The sequence below is a fragment of the Saccharopolyspora sp. NPDC045941 genome, assembly GCF_056431445.1.
In genome coordinates this window covers 1-15,652 of the sequence record NZ_JBWKKU010000067.1, presented here as the reverse complement: position 1 = coordinate 15,652, position 15,652 = coordinate 1, and the positions used below count along the sequence as shown (strand labels likewise).

General features: G+C 64.9%; 14 protein-coding genes. 8 read left to right on the top strand and 6 right to left on the bottom strand.

The window, feature by feature from the left end; genetic code table 11:
• Nucleotides 1–234 precede the first annotated feature (234 nt).
• Nucleotides 235–1,599 carry a wax ester/triacylglycerol synthase family O-acyltransferase gene (locus tag AC07FN_RS36960; RefSeq protein WP_478399827.1) on the top strand — a complete coding sequence of 455 codons (1,365 nt, stop codon included), beginning with the start codon at nt 235–237 and terminating at the stop codon, nt 1,597–1,599.
• 244 nt (nt 1,600–1,843) lie between these two features.
• Here AC07FN_RS36960 and AC07FN_RS36955 read toward each other — a convergent pair whose 3' ends face one another.
• Nucleotides 1,844–2,824, bottom strand: coding sequence for a patatin-like phospholipase family protein (locus AC07FN_RS36955; protein WP_478399826.1), 981 nt, complete (start codon nt 2,822–2,824; stop codon nt 1,844–1,846).
• Between the two features lie 442 nt (nt 2,825–3,266).
• Here AC07FN_RS36955 and AC07FN_RS36950 point away from each other — a divergent pair, with 442 nt between their 5' ends.
• Complete coding sequence (locus AC07FN_RS36950; protein ID WP_478399825.1) at nt 3,267–3,767, top strand: DUF1254 domain-containing protein; 501 nt, start codon at nt 3,267–3,269, stop codon at nt 3,765–3,767.
• A gap of 40 nt (nt 3,768–3,807) precedes the next feature.
• Here the strand turns inward: AC07FN_RS36950 and AC07FN_RS36945 are convergent, their stop codons facing one another.
• The 3 genes from AC07FN_RS36945 to AC07FN_RS36935 all read right to left on the bottom strand — a co-directional run bounded on the left by AC07FN_RS36945 (nt 3,808) and on the right by AC07FN_RS36935 (nt 7,017).
• Entirely contained in the window at nt 3,808–5,736 is a 1,929-nt protein-coding gene (locus AC07FN_RS36945) for an acyl-CoA dehydrogenase family protein (protein WP_478399824.1), read from the bottom strand.
• A gap of 199 nt (nt 5,737–5,935) precedes the next feature.
• The gene (locus tag AC07FN_RS36940; protein WP_478399823.1) at nt 5,936–6,469 is read right to left on the bottom strand and encodes a hypothetical protein; all 534 of its coding nucleotides are present in this window, start codon (nt 6,467–6,469) and stop codon (nt 5,936–5,938) included.
• A gap of 251 nt (nt 6,470–6,720) precedes the next feature.
• Nucleotides 6,721–7,017, bottom strand: a complete 297-nt coding sequence (locus AC07FN_RS36935) for a DUF3303 domain-containing protein (protein WP_478399822.1) — start codon at nt 7,015–7,017, stop codon at nt 6,721–6,723.
• Between the two features lie 601 nt (nt 7,018–7,618).
• Between AC07FN_RS36935 and AC07FN_RS36930 the strand changes: the two genes are divergently transcribed.
• From AC07FN_RS36930 to AC07FN_RS36920, 3 genes are all read left to right on the top strand, one after another.
• Nucleotides 7,619–8,860, top strand: a complete 1,242-nt coding sequence (locus AC07FN_RS36930) for a patatin-like phospholipase family protein (RefSeq protein ID WP_478399821.1) — start codon at nt 7,619–7,621, stop codon at nt 8,858–8,860.
• Nucleotides 8,861–9,297: 437 nt separating this feature from the next.
• Nucleotides 9,298–9,996 (top strand): alpha/beta fold hydrolase, encoded by a 699-nt coding sequence (locus AC07FN_RS36925; protein WP_478399820.1) that lies wholly within the window; start codon nt 9,298–9,300, stop codon nt 9,994–9,996.
• Nucleotides 9,997–10,101: 105 nt separating this feature from the next.
• Complete coding sequence (locus AC07FN_RS36920) at nt 10,102–10,836, top strand: integrase catalytic domain-containing protein (RefSeq protein ID WP_478399819.1); 735 nt, start codon at nt 10,102–10,104, stop codon at nt 10,834–10,836.
• A gap of 659 nt (nt 10,837–11,495) precedes the next feature.
• Here the strand turns inward: AC07FN_RS36920 and AC07FN_RS36915 are convergent.
• Nucleotides 11,496–11,660 (bottom strand): hypothetical protein, encoded by a 165-nt coding sequence (locus tag AC07FN_RS36915; protein WP_478399818.1) that lies wholly within the window; start codon nt 11,658–11,660, stop codon nt 11,496–11,498.
• A 156-nt stretch (nt 11,661–11,816) separates the two neighbouring features.
• Here AC07FN_RS36915 and AC07FN_RS36910 point away from each other — a divergent pair, with 156 nt between their 5' ends.
• Entirely contained in the window at nt 11,817–12,698 is an 882-nt protein-coding gene (locus AC07FN_RS36910) for a hypothetical protein (RefSeq protein WP_478399817.1), read from the top strand.
• 78 nt (nt 12,699–12,776) lie between these two features.
• Here AC07FN_RS36910 and AC07FN_RS36905 read toward each other — a convergent pair whose 3' ends face one another.
• Nucleotides 12,777–13,211 (bottom strand): hypothetical protein, encoded by a 435-nt coding sequence (locus AC07FN_RS36905; RefSeq protein ID WP_478399816.1) that lies wholly within the window; start codon nt 13,209–13,211, stop codon nt 12,777–12,779.
• Nucleotides 13,212–13,254: 43 nt separating this feature from the next.
• Here AC07FN_RS36905 and AC07FN_RS36900 point away from each other — a divergent pair, with 43 nt between their 5' ends.
• The gene (locus AC07FN_RS36900) at nt 13,255–14,325 is read left to right on the top strand and encodes an integrase core domain-containing protein (RefSeq protein ID WP_478399815.1); all 1,071 of its coding nucleotides are present in this window, start codon (nt 13,255–13,257) and stop codon (nt 14,323–14,325) included.
• Between the two features lie 560 nt (nt 14,326–14,885).
• Nucleotides 14,886–15,611 carry a hypothetical protein gene (locus AC07FN_RS36895; protein ID WP_478399814.1) on the top strand — a complete coding sequence of 242 codons (726 nt, stop codon included), beginning with the start codon at nt 14,886–14,888 and terminating at the stop codon, nt 15,609–15,611.
• Nucleotides 15,612–15,652: the final 41 nt, after the last annotated feature.

Below are 15,652 nucleotides of genomic sequence, written 5' to 3'. Positions count from 1 at the left end.
CAATACGAGCAAAGCCGGCACCGGAAGACTAGGACACTGCCACCTCGATCGGGCCATCCATGTGAGTGGCACCCTGGCGGGTTCGCCTCGTACTGCGAACGCGGCTTCCGTTCGCAGTACGCATCCACATCGGGCATTCTGGCGCGAACGCGACCTGGAGCCGCGCGGGGGCACGCGGCAGTCTGCGTGGCTACAAGACCCGTTGTCTGCACTTCGACATGTGTTGGGAAGCTCATGGACCGGACGGTCAGTGCACTGGATATGGCATTCCTATGCCTGGAACGAGACATCGCACCCATGCACATCGGCGCGGTCGCGATCTTCACACCACGGCGCCCCGCCGAAGGTGCAAGATTGGCACGTCTGCTCGCGCACCGAGCCGCGCGACAACCACAGCTACACCTGCGCCTCACCACGACACCCCTGGCGCCCGGCCAGGTGCGCTGGGAAGCGCACCCCCGCTTCCATGCCGAGGACCACGTAACGACGCACCACCTGCCATCCCCAGGCACAGAACCCGAGTTGGCCGATCTCGCCGCCGAGCTCATGGCCACGCCGCTCGACCGCACACGCCCGCTATGGGAAATACACGTGATCACGGGACTGGACGCCGGCCGATTCGCCGTGCTCATCAAGTTCCACCACGCGATAGCCGATGGAGCCAGAGCTGTCGAACTCGGTTTCGGGTTGTTGGACGAAACCGACCGTGTGAGGAGGCCGCCTAGGCGATCGCCTTGTCCACCGGGGCCGAACATGCTCGATTCCACTGCGCTGATCGACGCACTGCGGCGACCAAGGCAAGCGATCGATCGAATGCTGCTCGCCACGGTCGAAAGACTGCGCGACCTCCCCGAGACCGTCGACATTGCCGCGTCGGTAATCGAGCGCGTACGACCTGTTCACCGGTCGCAGTTGGCCGCACCGCTCACGGCAGCCAAACGCGTCGACATGATCACGCTTCCCCGGCGTGATCTGCGCCGCATCAAACGCCGCTTCGGCGCCACCTCCAATGACATCATCCTGGCGATCGTCACCGGTGCTCTGCGCAACTGGCTGGACTCCCGCGGTCAACCCCTCGACGGCGGATCCCTCCGCGCGCTCGTTCCCGCCCAGCACCTCCCCGCGAACGGCACGGGGCACAATCAGCTCTCCGGCTACCTCTGCGACCTGCCCATCGCCGAGCCCGACCCTGCGGCGCGAGCGGTGAAGGTCCAGAAGTCGATGCAGCACAACAAGACTCACGGACCACGACGCGGCCCCGGAGCATTCCCCCTGCTCGCGGGAAAGCTCCCATCCATACTGCACCAGGTCATCACACCAGTCGTCGGACAGCTCGCCCACCAACTGTTCGATCTGGTGATCACCAACGTGCCTGTGCCGGACATCCCGCTCTCGCTTGACGGCGCCCCCCTTCACCAGCTTTTCCCCTTGACGCCACTTCCAGCAGGACACGCCCTGTCCGTCGCTGCTTGTCTCTACCGCGACAGCATCCACATAGGACTTCTCGCCAACCGATCAGCTGTGCCGGACATCGAAAAGCTCCACCACGCGCTCCACCAGTCTCTCTCCGAACTCGATGACCTGGTAGAGAAGCACTGATTCGACCGATTCGGCCGAACGTGCACCGCAGCCGCTGGCGTCGTCTCACGATGGGCGCCGAGAGAGTGTCACAGCCCGGCTGCGCCACGCTCCAAAACAAGCCGCGTTGCGACAATCAGGGGAGCACGGGCCTCCGAACACACTGCCGACGGCCCGTGCCCGCACTGCGAACCACGACACTCGCGCTCCGTTATTCACGCGTAGCTGCCAACGGACCGAACTTCCGGCCGCACGACCCCAACGTTCACCTGAGGTCGGTACCCGTGCTCGCTTCATCCCGGGTGACCAGGAATTTGTCGACTGCTTCCTCGCCTTTGCGCATCAGCGCACATTGTTTGTCTGCGGGGATGTCGAACTCGGTGATACCGGTGCCCGAGGTGTCAATGGTGATCGTGCGATCGCGGACCTCGGGACGGTTGAGGTGGGACTGGTCGTGTCCCACGAACGCGGTTACCAGAACCTTCTTGAGCAACTCGAACGGGGGCAGCAGCGGCAGCCCGAGCCCGGGGAAAACCTCATCGATGCCAGCAGGTAGGTCGGGCAGCAGGCGGACGCCGAACGTCGGCCAGCGGGCCGGTTCGCCGTCGGTGCGGTCGAAGATCTCGATTGCGAAGTTGGACAGCACCGCGCCGTCGACGACGAGTGAAACGTCACCGGTGACAGGATCGGTGAGCCGCCGGGGTTCGAAGACCAGCGGGAGGGACATCGACATCCGCACCGCGTCAGCGACCGACTGCTCGTCGGGATCTCGGTGCACGAGCCGGTAGTCCCACGGCAGGCGGAGGAGTCGACCATGAGTGATATCGGTGGCCAGCACGACAAGCTTGTAACGTTGATCCGCGGGCAAATCAGTGGCTCCGTCGGTGTCGCAACGCAAGTCCCCGAACGTCGAGACTCCCAGGGCTTGAAGCTCGCGGTCCAACCAGTCCCGGAAGTAGTCACCGAGGTAGGCACCACTTCTGGTCAGCAGACCCAGTCCCTCGCTGATCAATGGCAGACCCGGTGGTGCCCGATCGGGTATCCGCGCGAGGTCCAGGCGACCCAAGCAGCTGCGGATCCGTGTGGCGCCAGCACCGGCAGCCGCAAGCGCGCCGACCATGGCGCCGACCGAGGTCCCAGCGATGCGGGGGAAGCGGTAGCCGCATTCGAGCAAGCGGATGACTGCGGAGACGGTGGCCAGGCCTTTGACTCCGCCTCCTTCGAGCACCAGGTCAGCCTGCGGCACGACCAACCCTCCTGTTCTCCCGGCTTCGGGTACTGCCGCCTCACGATCCTGCACACAACCCGCACACGTTGCTCCGCGACCGCCGTCGAAGAACCTGAACAGGTGGCTCTCGTCGCAGCGATGAGTCAAGCGCCGTGCTGCAAGCGGGCTGGTACCGCACGGTCAGTTTGGCAACCCCCACGAGCAGGAGAAGCCTTGCGGGAACGCTCGAAAACACCAGGGGTTGAACAATGGCAACGAACCTCCCAGGGCCGAACCCAAGCACGTCCTCACCACCGACCAGTTGCCGACGTCCCCGCCCAACCGCGGGCCGACGAACCCGCGAACCTCGCCACCTCGATCATCAGCGCTTCCGCGTGGGCGGCGGGCGTTACCTTCGAACGCGATTCGACATCCCGGCACGACCGTCGATCGAGCACAGCACCTGCTCGACAGCCTCCCCATGGCCTGGGCGAGCGCCAAACCGATCGTGACCGGGCACTTCGACGATTGGTGCAGCAAAACGCTTACCCGCTCGGAAATGCAAGCCTTATCTACGGATACCCGTGGATTCCACCTGTCCCGGCTTCGGTGGCAATGCGTGACCCATCAAACCGGCACGGTCGAAGAACCCTGCAGCGCGCTCGACGAGTTCTGGCACACCAAGCGACCTGCCGGCCCGCGACAGCATCAGCTGATCGGCATGGATCCCGACACCTTCGCCTACGTGGGCACTCGATCCACCGGCGCCACCGCCGGCGCGTTCGCCATCTTCGGCCCCAGCTGGCGAGGCGAACTCCCCGACGGCACCGGTCAAATCACACCCTCACCGACACCGTTCGGCCTGATCATTGGCCGCACCTTGCTCACGGGCGCCGAGGACCTCCCGAACCTTCACCGCCTGCGGCGCGACTACACTAGGGCGGGGCGGCCTCGGGATTGGTCGGTTGCCAGACGTGCTTAGGCTTTGCATTCCGCAAGCCCATCGAGAACCGAGTCCGCGCCTACGTGGATATTCCTCCAGTACTGGGCACCGTCCGTCGACGGTTCTCGTGTTGTGACGGCCCGGGGGTTGCCGTGGCAATCCACGGGCCCTCGATGGACGGGTCGAGGATGCCCTCCTCCAGCCAGGAGTAACGGCCCTCCAGCACCGTTCGGGCTAGGGTGCGGTCGTGGGTGTCAGTGTTGTGCCACAGGTCCCGGAACAGCTGCTCGACGCGACATCGGGCGTGTCGGCAGAAGGTGTCTGCTAGCTCTATCGCCGAGTCGTCTTGACCGGCCGACCGCGCGTACACGCAGGCTGCGCTCATCGCGTACAACTCGGCGCCGATGTCCACGAGCCGTCCCAGGAACAGCTGTCGGTGTTCCAGCTTCGCCTGCCAGCGCGACATCCCGTAGAAGGCCTGCCGGGCGATCCGGCGGCTGGCGCGCTCGACGAACCGCAGGTGCCCGGCCAGCGGGCCGTACCCGGTGAAGCCAGACGGCAGTTGCCCCTTGCCGACCACCAACGAAGGCAGCCAGTGGGCGTAGTAAACGCCGGCGCGGGCGGCAGCTCGTGCCTTGCGCGGCAGGTCCGCCTTCGGGTTGATGATGTCGCCGGCGACCGACAGGTGCGCATCCACAGCTTCCCTGGCGATGAGCAACTTCATGATCTCGCTGGATCCCTCGAAGATCCGGTTGATGCGGAGATCGCGCAGCAGCTGCTCGACCGGCACCCCGCGTTCGCCGCGCGCGGCCAGCGACGCGGCCGTCTCGTAGCCGCGCCCACCGCGGATCTGCACTAGCTCATCAGCAGCCTGCCAGGCCAGCTCGGAGCCGTAGAGCTTGGCCAGCGCCGCCTCGATCCGGATGTCGTGCCGGTCGGCATCGGCCAGCCGACCGGACACTTCGACCAAGGCTTCCAGCGCGAATGCGGTTGCCGCAATGAACGAGATCTTGCTGGCGATCGCCTCGTGCTCACCGATGGGTTTGCCCCACTGCACCCGCTGCGCCGACCACTCGCGTGCGATCTTCAGGCACCACTTCGTGGCTGCCGCGCACATCGCAGGAAGCGAGAGCCGACCGGTGTTGAGCGTGGTCAGCGCGATTTTGAGCCCGTCACCCTCACGGCCGATCCGGTTGCCCGCAGGGACCACCACGTCGTGCAGCCGAGTCACGCCATTCTCGATCCCACGCAGACCGAGGAAAGAGTTGCGGTTCTCTACGGTGATGCCGGGGGCATCGCCTTCGACGACAAACGCGGTGATACCTCCGCGGTGCCCTTCGGAAGCGGGCACCCTGGCCATCACCATGAGCAAGTCGGCCAGCACACCGTTGGTGGTCCACAGCTTCACCCCGTTGAGGGTGTAGGTCTGTCCGTCCTGGCTTGGTACCGCCGTCGCCGCAAGCCGTGCCGGGTCGCTGCCCACGTCTGGTTCGGTGAGCAGAAAGGCGGTGATCTCGCGGACGCAACGTGGCAGGAACTCCCGCTTCTGCGCATAGGTGCCGAAATACTGGACCGGCTGTGGCACCCCAACCGACTGATGCGCCGAGAGCAGCGCGCCGATCGACGGGTGGGCCGAGGTGACAAGCATCAGCGCGCGGTGGTAGTAGACCGCCGACAGGCCCAGACCGCCGTATTCCTTGGCAATCTTGATACCGAAGGCCCCGAGGCCTTTCAGTCCGTTGATCACCTCGTCCGGGATCCAGGCATCGTGCTCGATCCGCTGCCCGTCAACCTCGGTCACGCAGAATTCGCGCAATCGTTCAAGGAACGCCTCGCCTCCGACCACGGGCTCTTGCTCAGGCAGCGGATCGATCAGATCAAGCCGCAACCGCCCGAGGAACAACTCCCTACCGAAACTCGGCAGGTCCCAACGAGACTCGCGTGCCTCCTCGGCCACCTGCCGGGCCTTCTGCTCATCGACCTTTGCCAGATTGTCCACTGTGGTCATCGCTCCCCCAGCGGCGCGTTACATACCATGAGGACAGGCCAATCATACTACCGGCGAATACACCGGGAAGTCGATCGACTCGACCCTTCACCTACCATCCGACGTTCTACAGTAGACGTGTAGTCAGGCCGCGAGCAGAACTCATTATTGATCAGTCGTATGACCAGATGCCTAGAACCCGGCTCCCGGGCCACCTGCACTAACCTCTCGCGGCTGCCGCGAGGATGCTGCGCCGTTGCTTGTGCCGGCCTTCGTAGGCAGCCACCCCTTCGCGCTCGTCCTGGTCCAGCGACCGCATGCGCTGCAGGATCTCCTCCACCGTCATATCGTCGTAGCCGACCCAGGGCTCATCTCCGAGCAACTCTTGGATGCGGCTGAGCACTGTCGAGCGGTGTCGGTTGCGCATCTCGTACGCCTCAAGCTGCCGCAACTCCCGCTGGGACAGGGCAGGCAGCTTGTGGGCGATCTGATCGACCGTGAGACTGTCGTAGTCGGCGATCGCGAGGTCTTCCTGCCCGACCGCACCCTCCGCGCGGGCGACGCCGGGCATCCAACGGGCTACGTCACCGACCTGACGGGCGCGATACTGCACTTCTTCCTGGCCTCCGCCCAGGACGGACTGGCCGCGCCCAGCCAGGGCGTCGAAGGCATCACCGGCGCGGTTCATCCATTGGTCCCGCTCCTGCCAAGCGTGTTCCACCTGCACGGGGATCGCACGTACCGCGTCGACCATCCACGCAGCTGCGCCCACCGTGGCGTACAGCGATCTTTGAGTGTCTTTGAGTAGATCCATTATCCCCCCAGTGTTCGGCGCTTCATGCCTAGTGTTCCCCAACAGACCAGGCTGGTCTCGGGGTGGCGTGCACTCCACCTGGCCGCACAGTGTGCCGGCAATCTCGTTTTTCTGTCTTCCCATGGCGGTGGGACGCCAATGCTCGATCGGCGCCCACCGCGCCCCATCCGCGGTGTGGGAGCTATGTGTTCTCACGCGGTGGCATGCAGCTGCTTGCGGAACTCCTCGATCACCGTCTGGTAAGACAGCTCGTACACGGCGTGCACGTCCCAGCTCATCAAATCCATGTATGGCTGCAGTATTTCGCTGACCTGCTGCGGATCTCCTGCTTCCAGCAGGATGAAACCGGCACCGCCGCCGGCGAGGTTGTACCAGCCCTTGATCTGGCCGGCGAGGTCAGTGTGTTGCTCGTGCTGTTCCAGCACCCGCCTGCGTACGTCCTCAACGTGCGTGTGCGGGTGCCACTTGAACCGGCAGTACCACAGCATCGCCCCTCCAAGAAAGATCAACAATAGAAACGAAGTTTTCCAAACCTTGAACAAAGACGAAAGCAACCCAGCTATGAACGCTATAGCAGGCCGCCTCAGCCAGCAGCCCCGCAGAAGAAACGCTCGACGCCTCACGCCGCCTGTCGACGTCGGCCCGTTTCCTCTGGCAGCCGCCAGATCCGGCTCGCGATCACGGTGCTGGCACCCCACTTCTTCGCCACTCGTGTGAGTGGCATGCTGGCCGCCCCGGACTCGGTTTCACGAAACGGAGCTTCGGTTCGCGCCCTACATCCGCCCCGGTCATCCTGACCAGGCGAGCGCTGTGGCGCGCAGTATCCGCGGCCCGCCGCGGCCCCAACCCCAGTCCCGTTGTCTGCACCGCAACACGTGACCGGGACTGTCAGCGCGCTGTGGCGACCAACAGACGCATCGACATGATTACGCTGCCCCGCCGCGATCTGCTTCGTATCAAACGACGCTTCGGCACTACCCGCAACGAACATCATCTTGGCCGTTGTCGCCGGCGATCTGGACAGGAAGCTTCCGTGGCACGAAACCATCCAGACTGCTGCGCCAGGTGGCTAAGCGGACAATCCCTGTGGTGGAGGCCGAACGGATCGCTATCGTTCTAGCTGGTGGCGGTGCGCGGGGCGCCTACGAGGCGGGCGCGCTGTCAATCCTGCTGCCGGCCCTGGAGCGACGCGGTCAGCGTCCGTCGATGTTCGTTGGCACGAGTGTGGGCGGGCTCAACGCCGCCTACCTGGCGGCATCCCAGCACCTCAGCATGGAAGGAGCCACCGCTGGATTGCTGGGGTGCTGGCGGGCAGTCGGCCGATCCGGCGTCATGCTTTCCCTCTACCGGCAGCTACCGCTACTAGCCGTGCGCTACCTCGGTGAGATTTTCTCGGCACCAGGAATGCGGTTCTCCAGCCTGCTGGATCCGAAACCCTTCGAGCGCAACGTAAGACGGTGGATCGACCTGGACAGCATGCACCACAACGTGGCCGACGGGAGGGTGGCAGCCTTGGCAGTCGTCGCGACGGCCGTTCGCACCGGCCGCACCGTCGGATTCGTCGAAGGCCTGTCTGAAACGTCGCTGCACCGCTCGCACGTCATCGACTACATCCCGACCCAGATCACAGCTGCACACCTGCGCGCGTCCGCAGCGCTGCCTGTGCTCTTCCCTCCCGTCCGAGTCGATGCCCCGGACGAGGCGCGTGGCTGGTATGTCGACGGCGGCACCCGTCTCAACACCCCGATCAAACCGGCCCTGGACCTCGGCGCCGACCGCGTCGTGGTCATCGGCACCGAGGCAGTGGCCGTTAACTCGCACGAGCCCGGCCGCCACGAAGGACAGCAACCCGACCTCGTCGACGGGGCGCTGCACCTGCTCGAGGGAGCGCTGGTGGACCCGCTCGCCGAGGACATCGTCATGCTCGGCAACGTCAATCTCTTCTACGCCGACCCGGCCGCCGCGGTGGCGGCCACGCGGTATCGGCACGCACGGGGTAAACCACCGTACCGGCAAGTGCCCTACCTCTTCGTCGCGCCGGACCACCGCGGCACCATGGGCGAACTCGCACTGCAAACCTTCCACGCACGGGTCAAAGGCAGTCTCCACCCGCATGCACTGGCCCGCCGGGCGCTGCACCAACTCCTCGGCGGCGACAGCCCCGCCCACGGCGAACTTCTCAGCTACCTCTTGTTCGACCACGAGTTCCTCGAAGAGCTCATCGCGCTAGGCAGGGACGACGCACGTCGCCGGCTCACCCAAGCCACCGACGCCGACCGCCCGTGGCAGATCGGGCCACTCCCCGCACTCACGAACGACCAGAAGCACTGACACCACCCTCGGAGCAGTTCGACGCGGTTCAGCGCACATCGAACCTCCCAAATTCCTCCTAAACCCCCGCTCCCACCAGGGACACCGGGCGCCGGCCATCAGCCGCTCTGGCGGGCACCGATCGTGGTCGTGGTGGCGGCCGGTCTTCTCGGCGTGGTGTGGATGTTCGCCGGGGCTCGGGTTCGGGCTCGCGGGCGGGCTACCGTTTGGGCTCAGGTTCAGGCTCATGGCCGGGCTAACGGTGGGGCCAGGTCCAGCGGGGTACTGCGGCTTCTCTGGTGCAGGTCTTCATTTCGACGGGGGTTCGACATAGGCGCAGCTCAGCACGCAGCAGTGGCGTGTCGCTTGCGGCAACAGGTGTCGCCGCCGTCGATCAGCGAGATCGTCGGCTTTGCGGTTTCCTGCTGCCTCGGGCCACCCTGATCAAGGAGGAAGAGATGCGTGTTGTGTTTGTGCACGGGGCGTGCGTTCGTGACGGATCGTGGTGGTGGCACCCGGCCGCTGCGGCCCTGCAGGAGCGCGGCATCAGCAGCGTTGCCCCGGCGCTGCCGAGCTGCGGCGAGGGCGACCGGCCGGCCGGACCGCAGGGCCCCGGGCTGCCCGAGGACGTCGCCGCAGTGCGCGCTGTCCTGACCGAGGGGGACGAGCCGATCGTGGTCGTGGCGCACAGCTACGGCGGCATTGTCGCCGCCGAGGCGGCGGTGGGCGTCGAGACGGTGCGTCACCTGGTGTTCGTGTCGAGTTACCTGCCCGAGCCCGGCGAGTCGCTGTCGACGTTCGGCGCCGACGCGCCGCCACCGTTCCTGGACTTCGACCCCGACGGCGGCACGTTCAGCGCCAGGCCCGAACTGTTCGCCGAGACGTTCGCCCAGGACTGCCCGCCGGACATCGCCCGCGACGCAGCGGCCCTTCTGGTCCGGCAGACGCTGGCCGTGACCCACCAGCCCGTACGGGCGGCGGCGTGGCACGACCTGCCCACAACATACGTGGTGTGCACAGAGGACAGGGGCACCTCGGCGGCGGCGCAACGCGAATTCTCCCGCCGCGCGGACAAGGTCATCGAGGTGAAGGCGGGCCACCACCCGTTCCTATCGCAGCCGCAGACCGTCGCCGACATCATCGCGAGCCTGTCGTGACCGCGACAGCGGACCTGGTGCAGCGGCTCTACGCCGCCTTCAACGGCCTGTGGGGTTCCAGAAGTTGGCCCGCGTGTCCGACCGGGCAGGGCATGATCGCGAACCGTGTCCCTGCGTCTGGTTTATCTGATCTTCATACGGCTTGTGGGCTGGCTGGTGTTGCTCGGCCGCTCGTCGGTGTCGAAGGACGTCGAACTGCTGGTGCTGCGTCACGAGGTGGCCGTGCTGCGCAGAACCAACCCGAAACCCCGGATGGACTGGACCGACCGGGCGGTCTTCGCCGCGCTAATCCGGTTGTTACCGAAGGTGCTGCGAGCGAACCGGCTAGTCACGCCAGGCACGGTGCTGCGCTGGCATCGTCGTCTGCTTGCCAGGAAGTGGACAATTCTCAAACGAGTGCGCATCCCTCCAGCACCGACCCGATGCACCGACACGACCTGGCGACAGTTCCTACGCATGCAGGCCTCGACCATGCTGGCGTGCGACTTCTTTCACGTGGACTGCGCGGTCACCCTCAAACGGGTCTACCTGTTCTTCGTGATGGAGGTCGGCAGCCGGTGTGTGCACCTGCTGGGCACGACCACCAACCCAGACGGAGCGTGGACCACCCAGCAGGTCCGCAACCTGCTGATGGACCTCGGCGAGGACATCACCGACTTCCGATTCCCCGTCGGGGACCGAGCCGGCCAGTTCACCACGTCGTTCGATGCGGTCCTTGCTGATGTAGGTATCCGCGTCGTCAAGACTCCCCCACGCTGCCCGCGGGCGAACTGTTTTGCTGAACGGTTCGTGCGCACTGTCCGAGCCGAACTCACCGACCACCTGTTGATCTTTGGTTGAACGGCACCTGCGTGCGGTGCTTACGGAGTACATCCGACACTACAACGGGCGCCGGCCGCACCGTGCCCGCGAGCTTCGGCCACCACGGCCGAGTTACCCAGTTGCAGACCTCGACAGTGAGCGGATCAAACATCAACCGGCGCTTGGCGGCTTGATCAACGAGTACGAGCGCATAGCTTAAACGTCGCAGGTCAGGCATAGGGAGCTGATTTCTGGAACCCCACAGCCTTGTGCTTGTTCACCGCCGTGGCAGCCGAGCGTGTCTCGATCATCCAGGACTGAAACGCCTCGATGTGGGCCTTCGTGACCTCGGCGGGATCCTCTGCCGCCGCACTCGATAAGCGGCGTGCTTGACTCCGAAGAACGAACCATGATCACAAAAAGAGGGCCTTCACAGGCTTTGACCTGCGAAGACCCTCTTCACCGTCGGGCTGACAGGATTTGAACCTGCGACCCCTTGACCCCAAGAGTAGTCCACAGGAGACAGTTACCTGCGAAAAACCGTTAAACCACAGGACAAACCAGTGCAGCAGACTGTTGTTCAGTGCAGTACGGTGCGGTTTGGCTCAATAGGAGCCTCCCGGTTTCCTCCCATTACAACCGTCAAAACGGCTTCCGTCACTTCTGGTACCGGGTGACGCGAGGCGGGATCTCCAAAATCAGTCCTCCCACTCCACGAACGGCCTGAGCGGCCGGATCATGGCGTCGCGCGGTTCCGCTCCCGCTGCCAGTGCGGGCCGCTCGGCGCTCTGAAGCTGTTCGTAGTACTCGATGAGATTGTCGGTGCCGATCACCAAGAACCGCACGCCTGCCTTGCTTACCATCTCGTCGACGAGATGCCGGTTCGCCTTCCGGGTCCCGTCCGCACTTTTCTCGACCCAACCCTGGTCCTTGCGGTCTTCGGCGACGAGGACTGTTCCGCTCGGTTACTGTAGGCGTTCAAGCTGGACGCTGACCGTGTCTGCGGAGGACTTTGACTAGTGAGTGAGCACGTCATTTCCGGCGATGCTGAGGATGGTGCGGCCACGACGGTTGCGGGGGTCGCGCGCGACCGCTGGGGCGTTCAGGTGAGTCCCAGCCTGCGCCGGTTCCGGGAACCTGGATGGAAGTACGACCGTGAGGTCGTCACGCGATGCCCGCACTGTCGAGGCGCTCTGCACTCGCTGCTGCGACCCTACGTGAGCAGAGGTAAGCAGCTACATTTCGTCGCGATCGTGTGTCCGGGATGTCCGCAGGTTTTCGACCTGGCAGCTCTGGGAGTGCGACGGATTCGTCAACTGTTCGATCCACCTGAGGAACGACACCAGCTGCGGCAGCGCGAGCACGATCATGGCGGCGCGCAGTCATCAACGGAGCAGCCCCAGCGAGCCGCCGACGGGACGACGCGGGCTGGTGATCCGTCGGCGACGCTGCCTGAGCTCGTGTTCCGACGCTGGGGCGTACGGCCGGCGATGAGTTCGCACTGGTTCAACACCCCTGGCTGGTGGTACGAGAACATGGCCGCCCACGACTGCGAAACCTGCGGCGGCGAGCTGCACGCGTTCCGCAAGGTATACGACGGGCCGCTGAAGCCAGGGAAAACCAAGCGCGGGCACTTGGTCGCTGTGGTGGGCCCATACTGTCCAGCGACCTTCCAGCTTCGCGACATCGGCCTCTTCTCGTTTGCACAGCTCATGGGAATCCCTGATTCGGGAAAGAAGCGTTCCGGTAGTGCGACGGGCTCGCCTCGCAGCGGTGTTGCCTGCGATGTTCCGTCCGGACAGACCGGTGTCAGCGTTCGCGCCGTCTCTACCGGGCGGGCCGACGAGATGCTGGCGGGGAACTGGGTGTCGGAGTTCCTTGGTGGTTTCCGCTTCTTGTAGTCGCGCCGGAGGGGTTTCCTGTGTTCTGATAGCCAGGTTTCGACGGCCTTCGCCCCAGCGCAGCCGCGGATGCCACGACTATCCGAGGCAAGGGTGCCGGGTTGCGGTGATCACTCCGTCCACGACGGTGGCCACGACCCGGTGCCGGAACAGGCCGGAGATGAACGGCGTGTTGTGCGACCGGCTCACCGTGGTGGCTCGAGTGACCGTCCATTCCGCACCGGTCTCGACGAGAGTGAACGTGGCAGGCTCTCCAGGACGCAACCGGATGGCTGCCTGGCCGGTGAGGCCGCCGATCGCGGCCGGGCGCCAGGACATGCGGTCCGCCAGTAGCCGCCAGTCGGGTTCCTCGCCGTCCGCGAGCACACCGGCTACCACGGCGAGCGCGGTTTCCAGGCCGGTGAAGCCGAAGGCCGCCTCGCGCCAGCGGTTTTCCTTGCGGTGGCGGGGATGAGGCGCGTGGTCGGTGGCGACCGCGTCGATCGTGCCTGTCCTGGTCGAGAATGCGGCCACCCTGTTTGACCTGGGCGATCGTGACGTCCGATGATCGGCGATCGTGGCTGTTCGTCTGGTCTATCGGCTCTTAGCTCAGGTGCTGTGCTGGCTTGCCCTGTTCGCTCGGTCGTCGGCGTCGAAGGACGCAGAGATACTCGCATTGCGACACGAGGTCGCTGTGCTGCGACGGAACAATCCGAGGCCTCGCCTGTCCTGGCCTGATCGTGCGGTCCTAGCCTCGCTTGCCCGGATGCTTCCGAAGGCCCTACGCACCCACCGGATTGTCACGCCGGGAACGTTGTTGCGCTGGCACCGCAGGCTGATCGCCGCGCGGTGGCGGCAGCCGAAGCCGCCGGGTTGTCCGCCGATCAGCGACGAACTGGTCGCCTTGATCGTGCGCCTGGCGAGGGAGAACCGGACCTGGGGTGTGGTTCGCATCCAGGGCGAGCTGCGTCGCCTCGGCCATCGGGTCGCCGCCTCGACCATCCGCAAGATCCTGCGTGCCAGCAGGATCCCGCCATCGACGCGCCGCGATGACGCCTGGCGCACCTTCCTGCGCGCTCAGGCCGACGGCCTGCTTGCGATCGACTTCTTCCACGTCGATACCGTGACTCTGAAGCGGTTGTATGTCGCGTTTGTCATCGAGATCCAGTCACGTAGGGTCCACCCGCTCGGCATTACCGAGCATCCGACCGGGGACTGGGTGGTTCAGTTGGCTCGCGGTCTTGCCGGTGATCTGGAGGAGGCCGGGCACCGATTCAGACACCTGATTCGCGACCGTGATGCGAAGTTCGGTGCTGCCTTCGACGCGGTCTTCGCCTCCATCGGCATCGAGATCGTGCTGACCGCACCGCAGGCTCCGCAGATGAACGCCTTCGCCGAGCGCTGGATCGACTCCATCCGCAGAGAGTGCACCGACCGGATCCTCATCACCGGAGAACGCCACCTACACCACGTGCTCGACGCCTACGTCGCCCATCACAACGCCGGACGCAGCCACCAAGGCGACGGGATGCTTCTACGTGCTCCCGAAGACGAACCGAACGTGATCCCTTTCCCTGCCCGGATCGACAGGATCCGACGCCGACAGTGTCTCGGTGGGCTGCTCAACGAATACCGGCCCGCAGCGTGAAAGCCAGGTCAGAACCGGTAACCGAGTTTTCGACCAGCACACGGTGCCACTGGCGCGGTGCCCACGGGTTACTGGGCGAGGTCCTGAACGTTGCGATCCTCACCGGCCCTGGCGGGCCGGTGCCACTTGGCGGGCTTCTCGCCCTCGATCTCCACATGCCAAAGTTGCGATCCTCACCGGCCCTGGCGGGCCGGTGCCACCGTCGAGACGAACCGACAGGATAGGTGCCTGATCTCTATCCAGCGCTCCATGGGGCGACTAGACAAGGAAACCCGCACTCTTCAGCTCGACCAGGATGACGCATCCTACGAGGTCGATCTGGATGACTGCCTGACGTCCGCACGAGTGCTGGACTGGATCATGCAGATCACCGCAAAGCCGTGGGCGACGGATGCCACGATTGCAGGCTTGATCCGAGCTCTCGACGACGTCCTACAGCCTCAGACGACGTTGTGCTCCATGGGATCCAGTACCCACATGACGGGTCAGCAGATCATTAACCACGTTACCGGATACAAGCAGACCAGTCAGCCATCGCCACGATTGTAGGGAAGGACGAAGTGGCCTACGAAAGCACGCGCCTCCCCAACGACACGCTTCTTGAGACCACAACGCGGGGTCGCCACGCCAGCGTTGTGATCAACCGAGACGGCTTCGTCGACAGGATCACCCTCATGCCGAAGGCTGACCAGCAGGAGAGTCTCGACCCCGCAGAGGTTCCCGAACACGTCCTGACGTCAGTGGAGGCCTGCACCGTGGCAGGCATGAAGGCGCTCCGAAGCCTCGGCTTCACCAAAGACCTAGTACTTCAGCTCTGCGATCGCTGGTACGGCGTTCACGTGCCCGCTGGGTACGCCGAACAGGCTGCGGAAGCGTTGAAGACCGCTGAACTCCATGCGAATACCGACGCACTTGACGAGCTCGCCCAGACTCTCGACACACTTGCCGCCCATGTTGTACGAGCCTTGCCCCAGCCAAGTGCACGGGCGAAGCGATCGGGGAATCGACAGGCCACCCTCCGACGCGAGCGGGTCGCCTCACAACGGCGGGAGCTTGCCAGCCGGGGAAGCCCTCCACCGTTCAACATATGCATGTTCCCCCTACTCGGAGACGAGGGCGATCGCGGCCGTCTGGTCCTTCCTGCAACCACGCCTCGGCTGCGTCGCGTCGTCGAGAAGATCGGCCGACAGTTCCGACGAGAAGGGCAGTACGACGTCATCCCCTTCGAGTCCGAGCAATGCTGGAGACCTGTGGATCGGCTGGGAAGGGGCGTACCTTCCCAGTGATCGGATGCAAGGTTCCAAGCATGGCCAGCGCTGCAACGCTG

Bases quoted from the DNA above. Each gene is read 5' to 3' on its own strand.
- AC07FN_RS36960 (WP_478399827.1), top strand. From the start codon at position 235: ATGGACCGGACGGTCAGTGCACTGGATATGGCATTCCTATGCCTGGAA.
- AC07FN_RS36950 (WP_478399825.1), top strand. From the start codon at position 3,267: ATGGCCTGGGCGAGCGCCAAACCGATCGTGACCGGGCACTTCGACGAT.
- AC07FN_RS36945 (WP_478399824.1), bottom strand. From the start codon at position 5,736: ATGACCACAGTGGACAATCTGGCAAAGGTCGATGAGCAGAAGGCCCGG.
- AC07FN_RS36940 (WP_478399823.1), bottom strand. From the start codon at position 6,469: ATGGTCGACGCGGTACGTGCGATCCCCGTGCAGGTGGAACACGCTTGG.
- AC07FN_RS36935 (WP_478399822.1), bottom strand. From the start codon at position 7,017: ATGCTGTGGTACTGCCGGTTCAAGTGGCACCCGCACACGCACGTTGAG.
- AC07FN_RS36925 (WP_478399820.1), top strand. From the start codon at position 9,298: ATGCGTGTTGTGTTTGTGCACGGGGCGTGCGTTCGTGACGGATCGTGG.
- AC07FN_RS36915 (WP_478399818.1), bottom strand. From the start codon at position 11,660: ATGGTAAGCAAGGCAGGCGTGCGGTTCTTGGTGATCGGCACCGACAAT.